This window comes from Streptomyces sp. NPDC034111 (assembly GCF_055575375.1).
In genome coordinates, this window is the sequence record NZ_JBVIST010000007.1 from 186,671 (window position 1) to 206,567 (window position 19,897).

At 72.1% G+C, this 19,897-nt stretch carries 15 protein-coding genes; 7 read left to right on the forward strand and 8 right to left on the reverse strand.

Going from position 1 to position 19,897, the window contains the following annotated elements; translation table 11 throughout:
• Positions 1 to 17 precede the first annotated feature (17 nt).
• The 4 genes from ACZ55A_RS19100 to ACZ55A_RS19115 all read right to left on the reverse strand — a co-directional run bounded on the left by ACZ55A_RS19100 (position 18) and on the right by ACZ55A_RS19115 (position 6,797).
• Positions 18 to 3,833 carry a multifunctional oxoglutarate decarboxylase/oxoglutarate dehydrogenase thiamine pyrophosphate-binding subunit/dihydrolipoyllysine-residue succinyltransferase subunit gene (locus tag ACZ55A_RS19100; protein WP_468841231.1) on the reverse strand — a complete coding sequence of 1,272 codons (3,816 nt, stop codon included), beginning with the start codon at positions 3,831 to 3,833 and terminating at the stop codon, positions 18 to 20.
• A gap of 238 nt (positions 3,834 to 4,071) precedes the next feature.
• Positions 4,072 to 5,226, reverse strand: coding sequence for a HAMP domain-containing sensor histidine kinase (locus tag ACZ55A_RS19105; RefSeq protein WP_468841233.1), 1,155 nt, complete (start codon positions 5,224 to 5,226; stop codon positions 4,072 to 4,074).
• A complete protein-coding gene (locus ACZ55A_RS19110; RefSeq protein ID WP_393493430.1) occupies positions 5,223 to 5,960 on the reverse strand; it encodes a response regulator transcription factor in 738 nt (245 codons plus the stop codon). The genes ACZ55A_RS19105 and ACZ55A_RS19110 overlap by 4 nt, the downstream gene beginning before the upstream one ends.
• 72 nt (positions 5,961 to 6,032) lie before the next feature.
• The gene (locus ACZ55A_RS19115; RefSeq protein WP_468841236.1) at positions 6,033 to 6,797 is read right to left on the reverse strand and encodes a spermidine synthase family protein; all 765 of its coding nucleotides are present in this window, start codon (positions 6,795 to 6,797) and stop codon (positions 6,033 to 6,035) included.
• 255 nt (positions 6,798 to 7,052) lie between these two features.
• Here ACZ55A_RS19115 and ACZ55A_RS19120 point away from each other — a divergent pair, with 255 nt between their 5' ends.
• On the forward strand, positions 7,053 to 7,958 hold the full coding sequence (locus tag ACZ55A_RS19120) for a rhomboid-like protein (protein WP_468841577.1): 906 nt from the start codon (positions 7,053 to 7,055) through the stop codon (positions 7,956 to 7,958).
• Between the two features lie 39 nt (positions 7,959 to 7,997).
• Here ACZ55A_RS19120 and ACZ55A_RS19125 read toward each other — a convergent pair whose 3' ends face one another.
• Positions 7,998 to 8,552, reverse strand: coding sequence for a hypothetical protein (locus ACZ55A_RS19125; protein ID WP_468841237.1), 555 nt, complete (start codon positions 8,550 to 8,552; stop codon positions 7,998 to 8,000).
• Between the two features lie 37 nt (positions 8,553 to 8,589).
• A complete protein-coding gene (locus ACZ55A_RS19130; protein WP_468841239.1) occupies positions 8,590 to 9,093 on the reverse strand; it encodes a YfbM family protein in 504 nt (167 codons plus the stop codon).
• A 147-nt stretch (positions 9,094 to 9,240) separates the two neighbouring features.
• Between ACZ55A_RS19130 and ACZ55A_RS19135 the strand changes: the two genes are divergently transcribed.
• Both ACZ55A_RS19135 and lon read left to right on the forward strand, forming a co-directional pair.
• A complete protein-coding gene (locus tag ACZ55A_RS19135; protein WP_468841241.1) occupies positions 9,241 to 10,158 on the forward strand; it encodes a pentapeptide repeat-containing protein in 918 nt (305 codons plus the stop codon).
• A 119-nt stretch (positions 10,159 to 10,277) separates the two neighbouring features.
• Positions 10,278 to 12,752, forward strand: a complete 2,475-nt coding sequence (gene lon / locus ACZ55A_RS19140) for an endopeptidase La (protein WP_468841243.1) — start codon at positions 10,278 to 10,280, stop codon at positions 12,750 to 12,752.
• A gap of 145 nt (positions 12,753 to 12,897) precedes the next feature.
• Here lon and ACZ55A_RS19145 read toward each other — a convergent pair whose 3' ends face one another.
• On the reverse strand, positions 12,898 to 13,770 hold the full coding sequence (locus ACZ55A_RS19145) for a lysozyme (RefSeq protein WP_468841245.1): 873 nt from the start codon (positions 13,768 to 13,770) through the stop codon (positions 12,898 to 12,900).
• A 328-nt stretch (positions 13,771 to 14,098) separates the two neighbouring features.
• On the opposite strand from ACZ55A_RS19145, the gene ACZ55A_RS19150 reads away from it, so the two are divergent.
• Positions 14,099 to 14,602 (forward strand): MarR family winged helix-turn-helix transcriptional regulator, encoded by a 504-nt coding sequence (locus tag ACZ55A_RS19150; protein WP_468841247.1) that lies wholly within the window; start codon positions 14,099 to 14,101, stop codon positions 14,600 to 14,602.
• A 64-nt stretch (positions 14,603 to 14,666) separates the two neighbouring features.
• Here ACZ55A_RS19150 and ACZ55A_RS19155 read toward each other — a convergent pair whose 3' ends face one another.
• Positions 14,667 to 15,512: a protein phosphatase 2C domain-containing protein gene (locus ACZ55A_RS19155; protein WP_468841249.1), complete on the reverse strand. Its 846-nt coding sequence runs from the start codon at positions 15,510 to 15,512 to the stop codon at positions 14,667 to 14,669.
• A gap of 458 nt (positions 15,513 to 15,970) precedes the next feature.
• Here ACZ55A_RS19155 and ACZ55A_RS19160 point away from each other — a divergent pair, with 458 nt between their 5' ends.
• Genes ACZ55A_RS19160 through ACZ55A_RS19170 form a run of 3 tightly spaced genes read left to right on the forward strand, consistent with a single transcriptional unit; the run spans position 15,971 to position 19,859 of the window.
• The gene (locus ACZ55A_RS19160; protein WP_468841251.1) at positions 15,971 to 18,973 is read left to right on the forward strand and encodes a sensor histidine kinase; all 3,003 of its coding nucleotides are present in this window, start codon (positions 15,971 to 15,973) and stop codon (positions 18,971 to 18,973) included.
• Positions 18,970 to 19,467, forward strand: a complete 498-nt coding sequence (locus ACZ55A_RS19165) for a roadblock/LC7 domain-containing protein (protein WP_468841253.1) — start codon at positions 18,970 to 18,972, stop codon at positions 19,465 to 19,467. Before ACZ55A_RS19160 ends, ACZ55A_RS19165 begins: the two co-directional genes overlap by 4 nt.
• On the forward strand, positions 19,464 to 19,859 hold the full coding sequence (locus ACZ55A_RS19170; protein WP_468841255.1) for a DUF742 domain-containing protein: 396 nt from the start codon (positions 19,464 to 19,466) through the stop codon (positions 19,857 to 19,859). The genes ACZ55A_RS19165 and ACZ55A_RS19170 overlap by 4 nt, the downstream gene beginning before the upstream one ends.
• Positions 19,860 to 19,897 lie beyond the last annotated feature (38 nt).

Genomic DNA, 19,897 nt, shown 5'->3' on the forward strand with positions numbered 1-19,897 from the left:
ACCGGTGGCCGTGACGCCTAGGCGTCGAAGACCTCCGCGACCAGCTGTGCCTGCTCCGCCTGGTGGCGCTTGGCGGAGCCCACGGCCGGCGACGAGGAGTGCGGCCGCGAGATGCGGCGCAGGCGCTCACCGTGCGGGACGTCGGCGCCGACGGCCAGGTCGAGGTGGTCGATCAGGTTGAGGCCGAGGAACGGCCAGGCACCCTGGTTCGCCGGTTCTTCCTGGGCCCACAGGTACTTCTCCGCGTTCGGGAACTTGGCGATCTCCGCCTGGAGTTCCTTGCCGGGGAGCGGGTACAGGCGCTCGATGCGGACCAGCGCGGTGTCGTTCGCGCCGCGCTTGGCGCGCTCGGCCTCGAGGTCGTAGTAGACCTTGCCGGAGCAGAAGACGACCTTGCGGACGTCCTCGGCCTTGACCGTGGCGTCGCCGATCACGGGGCGGAAGCCGCCCGTGGTGAACTCCTCCGTCTTCGACGTCGCAGCCTTCAGACGCAGCATCGACTTCGGGGTGAAGACGACCAGCGGCTTGTGGTGCGGGTTGTGCACCTGCCAGCGCAGCAGGTGGAAGTAGTTGGAGGGCAGCGTCGGCATCGCGACGGTCATGTTGTTCTGCGCGCACAGCTGGAGGAAGCGCTCGATGCGGGCCGAGGAGTGGTCCGGGCCCTGGCCCTCGTAGCCGTGCGGGAGGAGCAGGGTGACGCCGGAGGTCTGGCCCCACTTCTGCTCCGCCGAGGAGATGAACTCGTCGACGACGGTCTGGGCGCCGTTGACGAAGTCACCGAACTGCGCCTCCCACATGACCAGCGCCTCCGGGCGGGCCAGCGAGTAGCCGTACTCGAAGCCCATCGCCGCGTACTCGCTGAGCAGCGAGTCGTAGACGTTGAAGCGGGCCTGGTCCTCGGAGAGGTAGAGCAGCGGGGTGTAGTCGTCGCCCTTCTCACGGTCGATCAGCACCGCGTGGCGCTGGCCGAAGGTGCCGCGGCGGGAGTCCTGGCCGGCGAGCCGGACCGGGGTGCCCTCCATCAGCAGCGAACCGATGGCCAGGGTCTCGCCCATGCCCCAGTCGATGGTGTTGTCCTCGACCTGGGCCGCGCGGCGCTGCAACTGGGGCAGCAGACGCGGGTGGACGGTGACCCGCTCCGGGATGTTGACCTGGGACTCGGCGATCCGCTTGACGACCTCCTGGGAGATCGCGGTGTCGACGTAGACCGGGAACTCCGCCTTGGGCTGCGGCACCTCGGGGACGGCCGGGGTCGTCGTGGCGTCGCGGACCTCGGTGAAGACCTTCTCCAGCTGGCCCTGGAAGTCCTGGAGCGCCTGCTCCGCCTCTTCGAGGGTGATGTCGCCACGGCCGATCAGCGACTCGGTGTAGAGCTTGCGCACCGAGCGCTTCTTGTCGATCAGGTCGTACATCAGCGGCTGGGTGAAGGCCGGGTTGTCCGACTCGTTGTGGCCGCGGCGGCGGTAGCAGATGAGGTCGATGACCACGTCCTTGTTGAACGCCTGGCGGAACTCGAAGGCCAGCCGGGCGACGCGGACGACGGCCTCGGGGTCGTCACCGTTGACGTGGAAGATCGGCGCCTCGATCATGCGGGCCACGTCCGTGGCGTACATGGAGGAGCGCGACGACTCCGGGGCGGCGGTGAAGCCGACCTGGTTGTTGATGACGACATGCACCGTGCCGCCGGTGCGGTAGCCGCGCAGCTGCGACATGTTGAGCGTCTCGGCGACCACGCCCTGGCCGGCGAACGCCGCGTCACCGTGCAGCTGGATCGGCAGAACGGTGAAGTCCGTGCCGCCCTTGCCGATGATGTCCTGCTTGGCGCGCGCCACACCCTCGACGACCGGGTCGACGGCCTCCAGGTGGGAGGGGTTGGCGGTCAGCGAGACCTTGATCTGCTCGCCGTCCAGACCGGTGAAGGTGCCCTCGGCGCCCAGGTGGTACTTCACGTCGCCGGAGCCGTGCATCGACTTCGGGTCGAGGTTGCCCTCGAACTCGCGGAAGATCTGCGCGTAGGACTTGCCGACGATGTTGGCGAGGACGTTGAGGCGGCCGCGGTGGGCCATGCCGATGACGGCCTCGTCCAGGCGCGACTCGGCGGCCGCGTCGATGACGGCGTCGAGCAGCGGGATGACGGACTCGCCGCCCTCCAGCGAGAAGCGCTTCTGGCCGACGTACTTGGTCTGCAGGAATGTCTCGAAGGCCTCGGCGGAGTTCAGCCGGCGCAGGATGCGCAGCTGCTCATCGCGCTCGGGCGACTTGTGCGAGCGCTCGACACGGTCCTGGATCCACTTGCGCTGCTTGGGGTCCTGGATGTGCATGAACTCGATGCCGGTGGTGCGGCAGTACGAGTCACGCAGCACGCCCAGGATGTCGCGCAGCTTCATCATGGACTTGCCGGCGAAGCCGCCGACCGCGAACTCCCGCTCCAGGTCCCACAGGGTGAGGCCGTGCTCGGTGATGTCGAGGTCGGGGTGCTTGCGCTGGTGGTACTCCAGCGGGTCGGTGTCGGCCATGACGTGGCCGCGGACCCGGTAGGAGTGGATCAGCTCGAAGACCCGGGCGGCCTTGGTGACGTCGTCGTCGTGCGAGGCGTCGATGTCACGCAGCCAGCGGACCGGCTCGTAGGGAATCCGCAGCGACTTGAAGATGTCGTCGAAGAATTCGTTGTCGCCGAGCAGCAGCTGGTTCATGATGCGCAGGAATTCGCCGGAGGCGGCGCCCTGGATCACGCGGTGGTCGTACGTGCTGGTCAGCGTCATGACCTTGGAGACGCCCAGCTTGTTCAGGGCGTCCTGGGAGGTGCCCTGGAACTCCGCGGGGTAGTCCATCGCGCCGACGCCCATGATCATGGACTGGCCGGGCATCAGACGCGGCACGGAGTGGACGGTGCCGATGCCGCCCGGGTTGGTCAGCGACGCGGTGACTCCGGTGAAGTCCTCCATCGTCAGCTTGTTGTCGCGGGCCCGGCGGACGATGTCCTCGTAGGCCTGCCAGAACTCGAAGAAGGAGAGCGTCTCGGCCTTCTTGATGGCCGCGACGACCAGCTGGCGCTCACCGCTCGGCTTCACCAGGTCGATGGCCAGACCGAGGTTGATGTGCTCGGGCTTGACCAGCGTCGGCTTGCCGTCCTTGACCGCGAACGAGTAGTTCATCGACGGCATGGCCTTGAGGGCCTGCACCATCGCGTACCCGATGAGGTGGGTGAAGGAGACCTTCCCGCCACGGGCGCGCTTGAGGTGGTTGTTGATCACGATGCGGTTGTCGAAGAGCAGCTTCACCGGGACCGCGCGGACGGACGTGGCCGTCGGCAGCTCCAGGGAGGCGTTCATGTTCTTCGCAACGGCGGCCGACGGACCGCGCAGGGTGACGAACTCGGGACCGGTGGCCTCGCCGTCGGCCTCCTGCTTGGCTGCGGGCTTCGCGGCGGGCTTGGCCGGGGCTGCCTTGGCCGGCGCCGGCTGGGCGGGGGCCGGAGCGCTCGCGGCAGGCTTCGCCGGGGTCGCCGGCTGGGCGGGGGCAGGCTTCGGCTGCGCCGCGGCGGGGGCCGCCGGGGCAGCCTGCGCGGCGGGAGCCGACCCGTCCGGGGCCGGAGCGGGGGCAGCGCCCGCGCCCTCCGCCGGCTTGCTCGGCGCGGTCGCGCCGCCCGGCTTGTAGTCGGCGAAGAAGTCCCACCAGGCTCGGTCTACCGAGTTCGGGTCCTGGAGGTACTGCTGGTAGATCTCGTCGACGAGCCACTCATTGGGGCCGAAAGCGGCAGCAGGGCTCTTGCCCTGCCCCTCTTGATCGGCCTCGGTCGAGATGCTCGAGCTGTTGGGGGACTGTAGCGACACGGCGGCAACCGCCCTCTTCCGCTTCCTAAGGTGGTGGACAGCGGGAATAAAGGCTACGCCTCTTGTGACCTTCGGTGCAGTCCAGAAGGGTCACTCGTCGCGCACGTCACATTCCCCGAGGGGTTTCGGGGCATGACTTGGCGGGAAACACACGAGGTTTGCCCGTGTGAGGGTAGGGCTCACCGCTGTCGCACCCATGGAATGAGTGCTCCTGCCACCGACCCTACGCCAGTGGGCGTCAGCTCCGGGGTGACTCCAGCCCCGGAAGAGTGACCCGAATCCGGCAACCCCGCGCAGATTCGGCCACGCCGATCCGTCCGCCGTGCAGATCCACCGCCCAGCGCGCGATCGCCAGCCCCAGGCCGGTACCGCCGTCGCTGCCGGGGCCCGACGGGCCGGGGCCGCCGCGGTTGAACCGCTCGAAGACCCGGTAGCGCTCCGATTCGGGGATGCCGGGACCTTCGTCCTGCACCTCCAGCTCCAGGCTCTCGGGGCCTTCCCCGCGCCGGGCGTGCACGGTGACCCGGCCGTGGCGCGGGCTGTGCTTGATCGCGTTGTCGATGAGATTTGCCACGACCTGGTGCAGCCGCTCGGCGTCGGCGTGCGCGGTCAGCTCCGGCGGCGAGACATCGAGGTGGAGGTGGACGTCGGTACGGGTGTGGGTGCCGGAGCCGGCCAGCCCGGACAGCCCGGAGAGCGTGGCGGCGCCGCGGCTCATATTGGCCTCCTTGAGCACCCCGGACAGGTACGGCCAGACCTCGAAGCGCCGGGCGTGCAGCGGCACCACGCCGTTGTCCAGCCGGGACAGATCCAGCAGGTGCTCGACCAGCCGGCCCAGCCGCTCGGTCTGCTTCAGCGCCGTCCGCATCGTCTCCGGATCGGGCTCGCAGACCCCGTCGACGACGTTCTCCAGAACGGCGCGCAGCGCGGCGATGGGGGTGCGCAGCTCGTGCGAGACATTGGCGACCAGCTCCTTGCGGTGGGTGTCCACCGCCTCCAGGTCGGCGGCCATCCGGTTGAAGGCCTCCGCCAGGTCGCCGAACTCGTCGCGGCGGGCCGAGCCCACCCGGCGGCTGTAGTCCCCGTGCGCCATCGCGCGGGTGACATCGGTCATCTCGCCGAGCGGGGCGGTCAGGCTGTTCGCCACGAACTGGGTGATCAGCAGCGAGGCGATGATCGAGAAGATCGTGATCACCCGCAGCTCGGTGGCCGAGTGCATGGCCACGAAGACCAGCAGGGTGGTGATGATCACCGAGACGCTGACCAGCGCGCCGAGCGCGGCCTTGACGGAGCGGTACGGGTCCAGGGGGCGCAGCGCCTCCCAGACCCGCGCCCACAGCTCACGCACGGGCGTCTGCCACCACCGGCGTTTGCGCAGCCGCCAGGGGGTCATGCCGGCGGGGTCTCCAGGGCGTAGCCGACGCCGTGGACCGTACGGATGCGCTCGGCGCCGATCTTGCGGCGCAGGGCCTTGATGTGGCTGTCGACCGTACGGGTCCCGGAGGCGTCGGCCCAGTCCCACACCTCGGCCAGCAGCTGCTCGCGGGAGAGCACCGCGCGCGGGGTGTTGGCCAGGCAGACCAGCAGATCGAACTCGGTGGGCGTCAGATGGACGTCGGCGCCGCGCACCCGCACCCGGCGCTGCGCGTGGTCGATCTCCAGCTCGCCCAGGCGCAGGATGCCGCTGCGCGGGGTGTGCGCGGCCAGCGCGGCGCGCTCGACCCGGCGCAGCAGGACGTGCACCCGGGCGGCCAGCTCCCGCATCGAGAACGGCTTGGTCATGTAGTCGTCGGCGCCGACGCCGAGGCCGACCAGCATGTCCGTCTCGTCGTCCCGCGCCGTGAGCATCATCACCGGCACCGGGCGCTGCGCCTGGACCCGGCGGCAGACCTCCAAGCCGTCGAAGCCCGGCAGCATCACGTCGAGGACCAGCAGATCGGGCTGCCAGGCCTCGGCGGTGTCCACCGCGGCCGGGCCGTCGGTGGCCGTCTGCACCTGGAAGCCCTCGGCGCGCAGCCGGGCCGCGATGGCGTCGACGATCGTCGGGTCGTCCTCCACGACCAGCACCCGGCGCTGGGCGCCCGGCGTGGCAGCGGCGCCGCCCTGCGTTGTCTGAGTCTGGTCCATCGCCCGCCCCTGCATTCCCTGCGTGGTCGCGTCTTGCTGGGCAGCAGCGTACGGGCATGGTGCGACTGTCGGCTACGCACCCTTACGCGCGAGGTGGACCACGTCGGGGACGCCTCGGGCAACGGGGATCTCTTCCGTACGTACCCCGCTGAACCCGGCATTTCGCAAGGCTTCTTCGAAGGCCGGCGAGGGCTGCGCGGACCATACGGCGAGCACCCCGCCGGGCGTCAGCCGGTCCCGGCAGGCGGCGAGACCGCCCGGGGAGTACAGGCTGTCGTTGTCCTCGGTGACGGTCCAGTCGGGGCCGTTGTCGATGTCCAGGCACAGGGCGTCATAGGTGTCCCCGCCAGGAGAGGGGTGGCCGGGCCGGGCGCGGAGGTGGGCGACCAGGTCGGTGTGCAGGATCTCGCAGCGCGGGTCGGCCAGCGCTGCCGCGGAGACGGCGGAGAGCGGGCCCGTACGGTGCCAGTCGATGACCGCCGCCTCGCGCTCGACGACGGTGATCCGCCCCCAGCGCGGCTGCTCGGCCGCCCGGGCCAGCGAGAAGCCGACGCCCAGGCCGCCGATCAGTACGGCGGGCCGCGGCCGGTCCGCCGGCAATGCGGCCGACGCCGCGTCGATCAGCAGCCGCTCGGAGCGGCCGTCGGAGGTGTCCATGAGGAAGCAGCCGTTGGCGATGATCTCGTAGACCACGGGTGGGCCGGCGGCTCCCGGCCCGGTGGGGTCCGCGTCGCGTTGCCGCAGCACCACCTCGCCGTAGGGCCCCTCGCGGCGGTCGAGCGTGCGCGGGGACCGGAGCGGACCGGTCGTCGAATCCAGGGGAGTAACGGGCGCCATGCGGTTCATGGTGGCCAATGGGGGCCGGGGCGGTCCAACGCGTTACGGGGCGGACGCGCGGGCCGAGACGGCCGTTGCCTGGTGTGAGGCATCTCACTCTCACAGTTTCTTCATGGGTTGAGCGTGCAGGCTGTTCCGCGACGTTGTGCAGAACAGAGCCGGCACGCGCCCGGGACGGGTCCGGGCGCGGCTCAGCGGATGCGCCATGGACGGAAGGGGCCTCGGAAAGTGAGCAGGCTGGGTACCGTCGGGGGGATGCGCCGGGACCGGGCGCCGGGCGAGGGGGCACCGGCCGCGGACGCCGCGCCGGACGGCCGGCCCGCCCTGCTCGCGGGCATTCCCCGGCAGCGGGCGTCGGCACGGGAGGCCGTCGCACCCGATCCGGTGGAGGCCGGGCGCCCGGGGGACGCCGAGCACCCGGTGGAGGCCGAGCGTCCGTTGGAGCCGGAGCCGGAGCCGGAGCCGGAGCCGGCGGCGGGTGCGCCGTGGCGGCCCTGGCGGCTGTTGCCCACCCCAGGCGGCACCCCGTTCACCTTCGGCTACGCCCTCCTGCTCGTGGGCACCTCACTCTTCGCCGAGTACGCCGACCCCGGCCTGGTCTCCGAGCTGTTGCAGGGCTCCAGCACCGACGTCGTCCACCTCACCAAGGCCCCGCTGCTGGTGCTGCTCGCCAGCGCGCTGTGGATCGCCGGCGGGCTGACCTCCGGGTATGCCGTCGCCCTGCTCTTCGTACTGACCGCCCTGGAGCGGCGGATCGGCGGGCTGCGCACCGCCGCGGTCTTCTTCGGCGGCCATGTGCTGGCCACCCTCGCCACCGAACTGCCGGTCGCCTTCACGGTGGCCGCCGGAGAGCTCCCGGAGAGCTCCCTGCACCGCCTCGACTACGGCATCAGCTTCGGCGTGATGACCTGTACCGGAGCCCTCGCGGGCATGCTCCCGGCCTGGTCGCGCTGGCCCCTGCTGGCCGGCGTCGGCTATCTGGCCCTCACCGATCTGCTGGTCTACGCCGACCCGATGACCGACTGGGGCCATCTGCTCTCCCTGGCCCTGGGGATGGCGAGCTGGCCCCTGCTGCGCCGCTGGCGCGCCCACCGCACCGGGCCGGCGCCGCTCCTCGGCGACCTGGGGCACCCGGCACTGCGGGGCGTGCGCACCTACTGAGCCGGCAGGGCGACGGAGAACGGAGACGGGGGAGAGTCCCTACGGCCGTACGGCCGAGCGGTAGGCCCGGCCGATGGCGTAGGCGCAGCCGCCCAGCAGCGCCACACCGGACAGCACCCCGCTGACGAACGGCACCCACACCACCGCCGAGGTCGCCGCCATACCGAGCCCCGCCGCACCGAGCGCGGTCAACGCCGCGCCGGGGAGCGCGATGCTGCGCCGCTTCCAGACCGCCGCCAGCGCCAGGAAGTGCAGACCGACGATCAGCGCGATCCAGGCCACGGCGGTCTCCGCCGGGGCGTCCGCCTCACGCAGCGCGAGGTTGCCGCCGATCAGCAGCACCACCTCGGCCGCCACGACAAAGCCGAACTTCCCGCCGAACCAGTCCGCCCGGGCCGCCCCGGGGTCACCCGGTGCGGGCCGGCCCCGGCGCGCCGCCAGCAGCGCGAGCGCCAGCAGCCCGCCGAAGGTGAGCACCGCGAGCACCCGCAGCCCGACCCCGATCAGGGGGTGGAGCGGAGCGTGTGCGTTGGCGACCACGAAGACCGTTCCGAAGAGCGCACCGATGAACACGCCGGACATCCGCTGCAACATGCCGCGAAAGTAGCAGTCCTGACGGGGCGTGAGTCAGCTAGCCGAGCCACAGCAGCATCGCGTCCCCCTCCTCCGCCGCCGCCCGGAAGAAGGGCCGGAGGACGTCGTAGTAGTCGCGCACATAGTCCAGGGATTCGCCGCGCTCCCACACGATCACCGGGTAGACCTCCGCCTCGGCCAGGTCCTTCGGTCCGGCACCGTCCGTCAGGTCCGCGGCGGTTATCCCCGCGAGCGCCACCGCGGCGGTCCGCACCCGCTCGGGGGTGAGGTAGCGGGGCGGGCCGTAGCCCCAGTCGTCGGCGTCCGGGACGGCTGCTTCGCCGTGCACGATGTCCACCGGGAACTCCGCGCGGCGCAGCAGGAATCCGAGCGCGTCCCAGGTCTTGTCGATGTCCAGGCAGCGCGCCCGGGCCGGCTCGGGGGTGGCGTCCGCCTCCGCCTCCATCCGCCCGGTGACCAGCTTCAGCGCCCACTCGGGATCGCCGAGGGCCCGGTCGAGTTCGGCGGGTGTGACACGTGCGTACTCTCCGATCATGCTCATGGTCCTGAGGCTAGGGGCGACCACTGACAACGCCGGACGACTGCCGACCACCGGCGCCGCAACGGCAGTTGGGCGGCGGCCCCTGGCCCCGCAGCCCCGCGGCGACCGGAACCGGCCACGGCCAGGGCGCCGCCGCAGGCTGGGAGAATGGACGCCCCTTCCGGGCGCAGCCCGTACGTCGCCCGCCGGCCGCAGGAGTACCGCACCGTGTCCGCAGACCGCACACCGCACCGCCCACAGGACCGCCCCCACTCGATTCCGGTCACCGTCGAGCTGGGTCTTCGGTCCGACTGCGGCAGCTGCTTCGGGCTGTGCTGTGTCGCGCTGCCGTTCGCGGCCTCGGCGGACTTCGCGCGCGACAAGGAGGCCGGCCGGCCGTGCCCGAACCTCCGGACCGACTTCCGCTGCGGCATCCACGCCGACCTGCGGGAGCGGGGCTACTCCGGCTGCACCGTCTTCGACTGCTTCGGCGCGGGCCAGAAGGTCTCCCAAGTGACCTTCGGCGGCCGGGACTGGCGGGAGGCCCCCGAGACCGCCCGGCAGATGTTCGACGTGTTCCCCGTCATGCGGCAGCTGCACGAACTCCTGTGGTACCTGGCCGAGGCGCTGGCCCTGCCGGCGGCCCGCCCGGTCCACGCCGAGCTGCGCGCCGCACTGGAGAAGACCGAACGCCTCACCCGCGGCAGCGCCCAGGAGATCGCGCAGCTGGATGTGCCGGCCCACCGGGGCGAGGTCAACGCCCTGCTGCTGCGCACCAGTGAGCTCGTACGGGCCAAGGTCCCCGGCCGTAAGAAGGAGCGGCGGGGCGCCGACCTGATGGGGGCCCGGCTGCGCGGCGCCGCCCTCCGGGGCGCCAACCTCCGCGGGGCGTACCTCATCGCCGCCGACCTCAGCGGCGCCGATCTGCGACAGGCGGACCTGATAGGGGCCGATCTGCGTGACGCGGACCTCAGTGGCGCCGACCTCACCGGCGCGATCTTCCTGACCCAGTCCCAGCTCAACGCGGCCAGGGGCGATGCCGCCACCAAGCTGCCGCCGGCGCTGACCCGCCCCGCGCACTGGTAGCGGCGGCCCGCTGACCCGCGGCCCGCCCGATCGCTCACAGCGAACACAGCATTGGGAACATCTCGCGGCCCCTCCACATTGAGTGAGTAAGGCTCAAGTTGCTTGCCGAAGGGGAGATCATGGCTTCGACGTCCACCTCGCTCACTCTGCCGGTGCTGCCCCTCGATGACGAGGTCGTGTTCCCCGGCATGGTGGTGCCGCTGGACCTGTCCGACGGGGATGTCCGCGCCGCGGTGGAGGCCGCCCAGGCGGCCGCCTCCTCGCGTAACAAGCCGCGGGTGCTGCTTGTGCCCCGCGTCGACGGGAAGTACGCCGCGATCGGCACGCTCGGGCGGATCGAGCAGGTCGGGCGGCTCTCCGACGGCGACCCCGGGGCGCTGATCCGGGGCCTGGGCCGGGTGCGGATCGGCTCCGGAACGACCGGACCGGGGGCCGCGCTGTGGGTGGAGGGCACGACCGTCGACGAGCAGGTCCCCACCGGGCCCGAGGGAAAGGGGCTGCCCGGTGCCGTCGCCGAACTCGTCACCGAGTACAAGGCGCTGGCCACCAGCTGGCTGCGCAAGCGCGGCGCCTGGCAGGTCGTCGACCGCGTCCAGCAGATCGAGGACGTGCCCGCCCTCGCCGACAACTCCGGCTACTCGCCGTTCCTGACCACCGAACAGAAGGTCCGGCTGCTGGAGACCGTCGACCCGGTCGCCCGGCTGAAGCTCGCCACCGAGGCGCTGCGCGACCACCTCGCCGAGCAGGACGTCGCGGAGTCGATCGCCAAGGACGTCCAGGAGGGCGTCGACAAGCAGCAGCGGGAGTTCCTGCTGCGGCGGCAGCTGGAGGCGGTCCGCAAGGAGCTCGCCCAGCTCAACGGCGATCCGGAGGACGAGGGCGACGACTACCGTGCCCGGGTCGAGGCCGCCGATCTGCCCGAGGACGTCCGCAGGGCCGCCCTCAAGGAGGTCGACAAGCTGGAGCGGGCCAGCGACCAGAGCCCCGAGGGGTCGTGGATCCGGACCTGGCTGGACACCGTCCTGGAGCTGCCCTGGAACGAACGGACCGAGGACGCCTACGACATCGCCGGCGCCAAGGACGTCCTGGACGCCGACCACGCGGGCCTGGAGGACGTCAAGGAGCGGATCACCGAATACCTGGCCGTCCGCAAGCGCCGGGCCGAGCGGGGCCTGGGACTGATCGGCGGCGCATCAGGAGGGGCGTCGCGCAGCGATGCGGGCAAGGGCGGTGGTGGGCGACGGGCGGGCGGTGCGGTGCTGGCGCTCGTCGGGCCGCCCGGTGTCGGCAAGACCTCGCTGGGTGAGTCGGTCGCCCGCGCCATGGGCCGTAAGTTCGTCCGGGTGGCGCTCGGTGGCGTCCGGGACGAGGCGGAGATCCGCGGCCACCGCCGTACGTACGTCGGCGCGCTGCCCGGCCGGATCGTGCGCGCCGTCAAGGAGGCCGGGTCGATGAACCCGGTGGTGCTGCTCGACGAGATCGACAAGGTGGGGTCCGACTTCCGTGGCGACCCGGCGGCCGCCCTCCTGGAGGTGCTGGACCCGGCGCAGAACCACACCTTCCGCGACCACTACCTGGAGGTCGAACTCGACCTCAGCGATGTGGTCTTCCTGGCCACCGCCAACGTCCTCGAAGCCATCCCCGAGCCGCTGCTCGACCGGATGGAACTGGTCCGGCTGGACGGCTACACCGAGGACGAGAAGGTCACCATCGCCCGGGACCATCTGCTGCCGCGGCAGCTGGAGCGGGCCGGGCTGGAGGCCGGCGAGGTGGTGCTGGAGGACGAGGCGCTGCGCAAGCTGGCGGGCGAGTACACCCGTGAGGCGGGCGTACGGAACCTGGAGCGGTCGGTCGCCCGGCTGCTGCGCAAGATCGCGGCCCAGCACGAACTGGGCGAGCGGGAGCTGCCGTTCACGGTCGGGGTGGAGCAGCTGCGCCCGCTGATCGGGCGGCCGCACCACACCCCCGAGTCGGCGCAGGACCCGGCCGAGCGGCGCACCGCCGTGCCCGGTGTGGTCACCGGCCTCGCGGTCACCGGCGCCGGCGGCGATGTGCTCTACGTGGAGGCCTCGCTCGCCGATCCGGAGACCGGGGCATCCGGTCTGACGCTGACCGGTCAGCTGGGCGAGGTGATGAAGGAGTCCGCGCACATCGCGCTGTCCTTCCTGCGCTCGCACGGCGCGGAACTGGAGCTGCCGGTCGCCGACCTGAAGGAGCGCGGGGTGCATCTGCACGTACCGGCGGGCGCCGTCCCCAAGGACGGCCCGAGCGCGGGCATCACGATGACCACCGCGCTGGCCTCGCTGCTCTCGGGCCGGCAGGTCCGGCCGGACGTGGCGATGACCGGTGAGGTCTCGCTGACCGGGCGGGTGCTGCCGATCGGCGGCGTCAAGCAGAAGCTGCTGGCGGCGCACCGGGCCGGGATCACCACGGTGATCATCCCGAAGCGGAACGAACCGGATCTCGACGAGGTGCCCGCCGAGGTCCTCGCATGCCTGGAGGTCCACCCGGTCTCGGACGTCCGCCAGGTGCTGGAGCTGGCGCTGACCCCGGCGTCGAACGGGGCGGCGCCGGAGGTCCCCGTCGCTGCGTGAGGGACGAGCGAGGAAAGGGGACGGGCCCCTGCCGCACCGCTCGTGCGGAAGGGGCCCTCCCGTGCGTACGACCAGGCGTGGAGGGGGCCGTACGCCCGCGTAACGGCCGTCGGCTGCCCGGACAGCGGCCGCCGGACCTCCGCGTTCAGCCGTTGGCCAGCGCCTGGAGCCGGTCGTACGCGCCGTTGAAGCGGTTGTGGTCACCGACCGTCGGGCCGGTCGAGGTGTACTGCCAGATGGTGTGGAAGCCCCAGCCGGCCGGGAGTTCGCCGACCGAGGAGCCGTAGCGCGGAACCCACAGCGGGTTGACGGTGCCGAAGGCGGACGAGTTGCCGGTGCACTGCTTCCACCAGCTGGTGGAGGTGTAGATGACGGCGTCCCGGCCGGTGCGTGCCTTGTAGGTGGCGAACCAGTCCTTCATCCAGTTGACCAGCCCGGCGGCGCTCAGTCCGTAACAGGTCGACCCGTAGGGGTTGTACTCCATGTCGAGCGCCCCGGGGAGCGTCTTGCCGTCCTTCGACCAGCCGCCGCCGTGGTCGACGAAGTAGTTGGCCTGGGCGGCGCCGCTGGAGGTGTTGGGCGTGGCGAAGTGGTAGGCGCCGCGGATCATGCCGGCGTTGTAGGAGCCGTTGTACTGCTGCGCGAAGTACGGGTTGGTGTAGCTGGTGGACTCCGTCGCCTTGACGTAGGCGAAGCGGGCGCCGCTGTTCCAGAGCGTGGACCAGGCGACGTTGCCGTTGTGGCTGCTGACGTCCACGCCCTCGACGGACGCCGCGAGCGAGGCCGCGGGCGGCGCGGTGCCGGCCGTGGCGCCCTCGTGCCGGGCGATCTGCGAGCCGGCCCAGTCCTGACCGGGGTGGGTGGGTTCCGGTGCCCGCTTCGCCACCGCGGCGCCGGCGGTGCCGGGCAGGCCGAGGAGGAGGGCGAGGACCGCGAGAAGGGCCCCGGTCACGGTCGCGAGGGAGCGTGCGGGGCGGTGGGGGGAGCCGGATCTGCGTACGGATCTGAGCACGGGCATACGTGCCTCCGAAGATCTCGGTGGGATGACCTGAGGGGGATGTCCTGAGGGGAGTGCATGAGGGGGTGATCTGAGGCGGTCATCTGAGGGGGGTGTCCGGACGGCATGACGCGGACGTGAGCCCACCGCGGTGCGGTGTGCGGGACGCGCGGCGGAACCTTCGGCGCTCGGCCGCTTGGTATGGCCATGCCAGAACTCACGATACGCGCGTAGACCGACGTGCCAAAAGAGGTTCCGTGGGCTGCCGTTGGTCTAATCCTGCGAAATACTGGCCGAGCTGCGGCTTCGGCCGCCGAGGGCGGAAACTTTCAGAAGAGGGAAAGCGGGAATGGGCGCTGACGTGCACAACACCGGAGCCGGCGGTACGGCGGCGAACGGCGAGCCGATTGGTGTGGACCACGTATTTCTCGCCCTGGAACGGGAATTGGCGGTATTTCTCCGCCGCGCCCGGGCCTCTTCCGGCGAATTGGCCCGGGAGGTGCATCCCGACCTGGAGCCCGCCGCGTACGGCCTGCTGGTCCGGCTGGCCGACGCCGGTGCCCAGCGCGCCACCGACCTCGCAGGCTTCTTCGGCGTCGGCAAGGCCACGATGAGCCGTCAGCTGCACGCCCTGGAACGGCTGGGGCTGGTCGCCCGCCAACCGGACCCGGCCGACGGCCGCGCGGTCCTGGTGCGCATCACGGAGGAGGGCCGCGAGCGCTTCTCCAGGGTCCGCAACGGACGCCGGGCCCGCTATGCGCGGCGCCTCGCCTCCTGGGACCGCGCGGAGGTCGCCGAACTGGCCCGCCTCCTGCACCGGCTCAATGCGGAGCAGGAGGGCGAGGAGGGGTGAACCGTACGGTTCCCGTGCGGGCGGCGGCTTCCCGTACGGAGGACCGCTCACCCGGAAAATTTACTCACGGCATGACAAAAATGACCGCCGCGTCGTCCCGCCCCTTCCCCCGCGGGTACGCCGCGCACTCCGGATCGGCCGCCTCCGCCGCCCGGACCCGGTCGATGAGCGACTGGGGACCCTGTGCACGCACCAGGCCCGCACAGTCGGTCCAGGAGCCCTGCCGGAAGACCTCGACCCAGCGGCTCGCACCGTCGCTGAGCGCGGTCAGGGAGCGGACCTCGGCGCGCGGGGTGTGTCCGGTGACCGCCCGGGCGGCCACCGACGGATCGGCCGCGGCGGTGTAGAAGCCGCCCTCGGCGTTGCGCAGCGCCTCGACCGCACGGCCGTACTCCCGGCCCGCGGCGGCCCGTTCGGCCGAGCCGCGGGGCAACGCCCGTACGGCATCGCGCCGGGCGCGGAGCGCGGGCGGCAGTTCGTCCAGCCGTGGGTCGAGCACCGGATGCACCGATCCGTCCGGTCGCTCCAACAGGAGGACGGAATCGGACAGTACGAGGTGTTCCACGGTGTCCCCGGACCACCGTGCGGCGACGACAGTTGCCTGTGGAGTGCGGACGTGAGAAAGGTCACAGGTGTCCCGGTGGGCCTCGGCCGTCCGGGAGATGGCCCCGGACAGGGCCTCAGGGAGCGTCATATCCCGGTGTGAAACCGACAGTTCGAGCAATGCGCCCCCGAGCCGCGCGGTGAACCACGGCACCGTGTGGCGGCATCCGTAGTCCCCCTCCGGCGGCGTCACACCATCCAGCAGAACCAGGACCCCGCCCTGGCCGGAGGCCGGCAGGGCTACCGATGCGTAGTCCTCGTTTGGGTGTTGGGGATCGCCCGGCTCGGTGGCGAGTTCGATGCGCATGGCGGCAAGTCTGCCGGAGGGCGCGATTTCCGCCCTGGTGGCGGACGCGCGCGGCGGCGCCGGCGTACGGCCAGGTCAGGCACGGCCGAAGGGGCGGGCCGTGGGGCCGGCGGGATGCGGGCGCGCATCTTTCCAGGACCGGGGCGCATCTCCAAACCCGTCCGGGGGTTGCGCGGGGTTGCGGCAGGAAACAAGGGTGCACGGAAGTTGATGGTCAAACTCCGATTGAGGTTCACTCGTTCAGGTGGCCGGGCAGGTGTTGCCGAGCCACTGCGCGGTGCCGGTGGAATGGTCGGGCCCGGTCATGGGGCGGGGCCAGAACGTCCGTCGCGACGCGCAAGCCGGACTGTTTACCCTCGCGGAAGTGTGTGCTGCTGCGGTGTTCGCGCAGGTCCGCCCCGCGAGCGGAGAGCGAGCCGGGTCCGCGACGCCACACGGCGTGGGCAGGCGAGACAGGAATGCGAGCAGCGGTGCGGAAGATGCGGCTTCGGGGCGGCGCAGGGAAGCCGGGTTCACCGGCCGGTTCGGTCTCGGGACCGGGCAAGGGTCCTGGTAAGGGGCTGGGCACGACCGGCGACGACCTCGCGGGACGGCGTCCCGCGCGGGTGCGCAACCGGCTCGTCGGAGCGGTGGCCGTGGTCACCGCCGCGGTCATCGGTGCCGGCGCCCCGGGCCTCGTCGCCACGGCCGACAACGCCAACAACAGCCAGCACCTGGTCGATCTCGCCGAACTCAACGCCCGCGCCATCGCCCTGGCGCACTCCCTCGCCGACGAGCGCGACGGGATGACCGCGTACGCGGCCACCGCCCGGGCCGGCCGTACGGGCGCCGGGAACGGCACCGCGACCGGTCGCACCGCACCCAAGAAGACGGGTGTCAACGGCGCCGGGGCCAACGCGACCGGTGCCGCCGGCACCGCGGCCCGGGCCACCGTCTCCGCCGACTCCGCCGTCTCCGGCACCCAGCGCGCCCGCGTCGACCGGCAGATCGCCGAACTGCGCTCCGAGGCCCAGGACGCCTCGGGCGGCACGACGGTTTACGCGGCCGCCGCCAAGCTGCTGGCCGCACTGCCGCAGACCCGTCACAAGGCGCTGTCCGGGGCGGAGTCGGCCGAACTGGTCCAGCGCGCCTACAGCGAGATCATCCAGGCACTCGGTGCGATCAGCGACGACATCGCCCGTGGACTGCCGGCCCGCGCGGACTCCGGGGACGCCGGCACCCGTGCGCTGCCCTTCCTCGGCCGGGCCACCGACCAGGCCGCCGCGACCCGGGGCCTGCTGCTCGCCGGGCTCAACGCGGGCGACACCCGGTCGCCGCTGACCGGCCTCGCCCAGATCGCGCACGTCCGGGAACAGGGCGCGCTGAACGACTTCCGGCAGACCGCGGGCCAGGGCGCCCGGGACCGCTACGACCGCACCGTCAACGGCGCCGACGTCAACACCGCCGAGCGCTATCTGACCCGGCTGACCGACCAGCCCCGCCTGGACGCCGCCGATCTGCGGCTCAGCCGCCGGCGGGTGCAGAGCACCGTGACCACCCGCGTCGGGCTGATGCGCGGCGTCGAATCGGCCATGGCCACCGCCGACATCCAGCGCCTGGGCACGCTGCGCGACGACGATGTGACGGAGCTGGAGATCCGCACCGGCCTGATGGCGCTCTGCCTGCTGCTCGCCGTCGGCGCCGGCATCTGGGCCGCCCGCACCATGACCCAGCCGCTGGCCGCGCTGCGGATCGGCGCCAGGCGGGTGGCCGACGACCCCGCGAACGAGGAGCCCATCAGCTACAAGGGCCGCAACGACGAATTCGCCGCCGCCGTACGGTCCGTCAACTCGCTGCACGCCCAGGTGGGCGAGCTGGCCCGGCGCACCGCCGAACTGGAGGGCGAGCGCAAGCGGCTGGTCGGCGGCCGGCAGCGGCTGGTCGCCGAGCGCGAGGTGCTCCAGGAGCAGAGCGCGACGCTCAAGGAGCAGGTCGCCGACCTCACCGAGCGGCTGTCCGCCGCGTACACCGGCGTACACGGCCGGTTCGTCAACCTCTCGCTGCGCACCCTCGGCCTCGTGGAGCGCCAGCTCGCGGTCATCGAGTCGCTGGAGGACGGCGAGCAGGACCCGGAGCGCCTGGCGACCCTCTTCAAGCTGGACCACTTCGCCACACGGATGCGCCGTAACAGCGAGAACCTGCTCGTGCTGGCGGGCGCGGAGCAGCACAGCACCAACCACCAGGGCCCGGTGCCGCTGCTGGACGTGCTGCGCGCCGCGGTCAGCGAGATCGAGCGGTACGACCGGGTGGAGATCCAGTCGCTGCCGCCGCACTCCCAGGTGGCCGGGTTCGCCGCGGACGACCTCAGCCATCTCGTCGCCGAACTCCTGGAGAACGCCACCGCGTTCTCGCCGCCGGACGCCCATGTCGGGCTCTCCGGCTGGCTGATGGAGAGCGGCGAGGTGATGCTCTCGGTCCAGGACGGGGGCATAGGGATGACCGCGGAGCGGATGGCCGAGCTCAACGAGCGGCTGTCGGACGCCGAGTCCGCCTCGTCCTCCGAGACCGTCGACGAGGCGCTGGGCCTCGGGCTGTACGTGGTGGTCCGGCTGGCCGCCCGGCACGGCGTCCGGGTCCAGCTGCGGGACGCGAAGCAGGGCGGCGTCACCGCCGTCGTCGTGCTGCCCGGCTCGATCCTGCCGACCCGTCCGGGCCCGGCGTCGTCCTCGCACTCCGCGCCCCGGGACGTGGTGCACACCCCCGGGCTGCCCGGCTCGGTCGCCGAGGCGAACTCCAACGCCCTGCCGACGCGGGCGCAGCGGGTGGCTCCGGCGCCGGCGGGCGGCGGTACGCCCGCCGCGGCGACCCCGGCCCCGAACTCCGGGCAGGACACCGGTCAGGAAGCCTCCCCGGCCGACGCGGACGCCACGCCTGCCCCTGACCTCGCGCCCGCTCCCGCCCCCGGCGCCGACCCGTTGGTGGCCGCCGCCGAGCGCGCCATCGACGCGGCCGGGCTCACCACCGGCGGCAGCGACGAGCACACCCGCCCGGCCGACGAGGCGGGCCCGGCCGTGGAGCAGCCGGCGCCCGGCAGCACCGCGCCGTCCGCCCCGGCCGCGTCCGACCCGTACGCCATCGGCCCGGACCAGCACACCCGCCCGGAGGCCGACGCCCCGGCCGACGCACCGACCGCCGCCGCACCGCCCACGGAGAAGCGGCGGACCGCCATGGGGCTGCCCAAGCGCACGCCCAAGGTCGTGGAACAGACGCAGAGCCCCACCGCCCCGCGCAAGAGCGGTGCGGCCAATGCCGAGGCGCTGCGGCGCCGGCTCGGCGGCTTCCAGCAGGGGTCGCGGGACGGCCGGCGCGAGGTCGCGGCCGAGATCGCGGAACGCACAGCGGAGCAGACCATCCCACAGACGGACACCGACGGAGCGGGGGCCCCGGGAGACAGCCACGTTGGCGAGGAGGCACGCGATTGAAGGCGCAAGCGCCCACAGGTTACGGACAAGGACTGAGCAGTCAGGCACGGAACCTGCACTGGCTGCTGACCAACCTGGTCGACGAGGTGCCCGGCATCCGCTCGGTCGCCGTGGTCTCCTCCGACGGCCTGCTGCTGCTCAGCTCCGACCCCGACCGGGCGGGGGAGACGGCGGACCGTACGGGCGCCGGTGACGGGCCCAGAGGCTCCAGCGCCGACCTCGCCACCATCGTCTCCGGGCTCGCCAGCCTCACCCATGGCGCGGCGAAGCTGATGGACGGCGGCGGCGTCAAGCAGACGATGATCACGATGGACGAGGGCAGCGTGTTCGTCATGTCGATCAGCGACGGCTCGCTGCTCGGTGTGCACGCCACCCCGGACTGCGACATGAACGTCATCGCCTATCACATGGCGCTGTTCGTCGGCCGGGCCGGCCATGTCCTCACCCCCGAACTCCGCAGCGAACTGCGCAAGTCGATGGAGAGCGCCCAGTGACCACCAAACTCCCCATACGCGGCGGCGACCGCAAACCCGCGCGGGTACGGCCCTACTCGCTCACCGGTGGCCGAACGCGCTTCGGCCACGTCCTGCTCGTCGAGACGTTCGTGGCCGCGCTGGACGCCCCCGAGGAGCGGCCGGAACTCACCTCCGGCGGCTGGGGCGACCGGGTCATGCCGGAGATGCGCGCCATCGTCGAACTGTGCCGCCGGATGCGCTCGGTCGCGGAGATCTCCGCGCTCCTCAAGATGCCGCTGGGTGTGGTCCGGGTGCTCCTCAGCGACCTCGCCGACCAGGGAAAGATTCGCGTCTACGGCACCGGGCAGCGCTCCGGCCGGCCCGACCGCGCGCTGCTCGAAAGGGTGCTGGGTGGACTTCACAGGCTCTGACACGATATCGGCCGGGTCCACGACGCCCGCCGGCTCCA

Bases quoted from the DNA above. Each gene is read 5' to 3' on its own strand.
- ACZ55A_RS19105 (WP_468841233.1), bottom strand. From the start codon at position 5,226: ATGACCCCCTGGCGGCTGCGCAAACGCCGGTGGTGGCAGACGCCCGTG.
- ACZ55A_RS19110 (WP_393493430.1), bottom strand. From the start codon at position 5,960: ATGGACCAGACTCAGACAACGCAGGGCGGCGCCGCTGCCACGCCGGGC.
- ACZ55A_RS19115 (WP_468841236.1), bottom strand. From the start codon at position 6,797: ATGGCGCCCGTTACTCCCCTGGATTCGACGACCGGTCCGCTCCGGTCC.
- ACZ55A_RS19120 (WP_468841577.1), top strand. From the start codon at position 7,053: ATGCGCCGGGACCGGGCGCCGGGCGAGGGGGCACCGGCCGCGGACGCC.
- ACZ55A_RS19125 (WP_468841237.1), bottom strand. From the start codon at position 8,552: ATGTTGCAGCGGATGTCCGGCGTGTTCATCGGTGCGCTCTTCGGAACG.
- ACZ55A_RS19130 (WP_468841239.1), bottom strand. From the start codon at position 9,093: ATGAGCATGATCGGAGAGTACGCACGTGTCACACCCGCCGAACTCGAC.
- ACZ55A_RS19135 (WP_468841241.1), top strand. From the start codon at position 9,241: ATGGACGCCCCTTCCGGGCGCAGCCCGTACGTCGCCCGCCGGCCGCAG.
- lon (WP_468841243.1), top strand. From the start codon at position 10,278: ATGGCTTCGACGTCCACCTCGCTCACTCTGCCGGTGCTGCCCCTCGAT.
- ACZ55A_RS19145 (WP_468841245.1), bottom strand. From the start codon at position 13,770: ATGCCCGTGCTCAGATCCGTACGCAGATCCGGCTCCCCCCACCGCCCC.
- ACZ55A_RS19150 (WP_468841247.1), top strand. From the start codon at position 14,099: ATGGGCGCTGACGTGCACAACACCGGAGCCGGCGGTACGGCGGCGAAC.
- ACZ55A_RS19155 (WP_468841249.1), bottom strand. From the start codon at position 15,512: ATGCGCATCGAACTCGCCACCGAGCCGGGCGATCCCCAACACCCAAAC.
- ACZ55A_RS19160 (WP_468841251.1), top strand. From the start codon at position 15,971: ATGCGAGCAGCGGTGCGGAAGATGCGGCTTCGGGGCGGCGCAGGGAAG.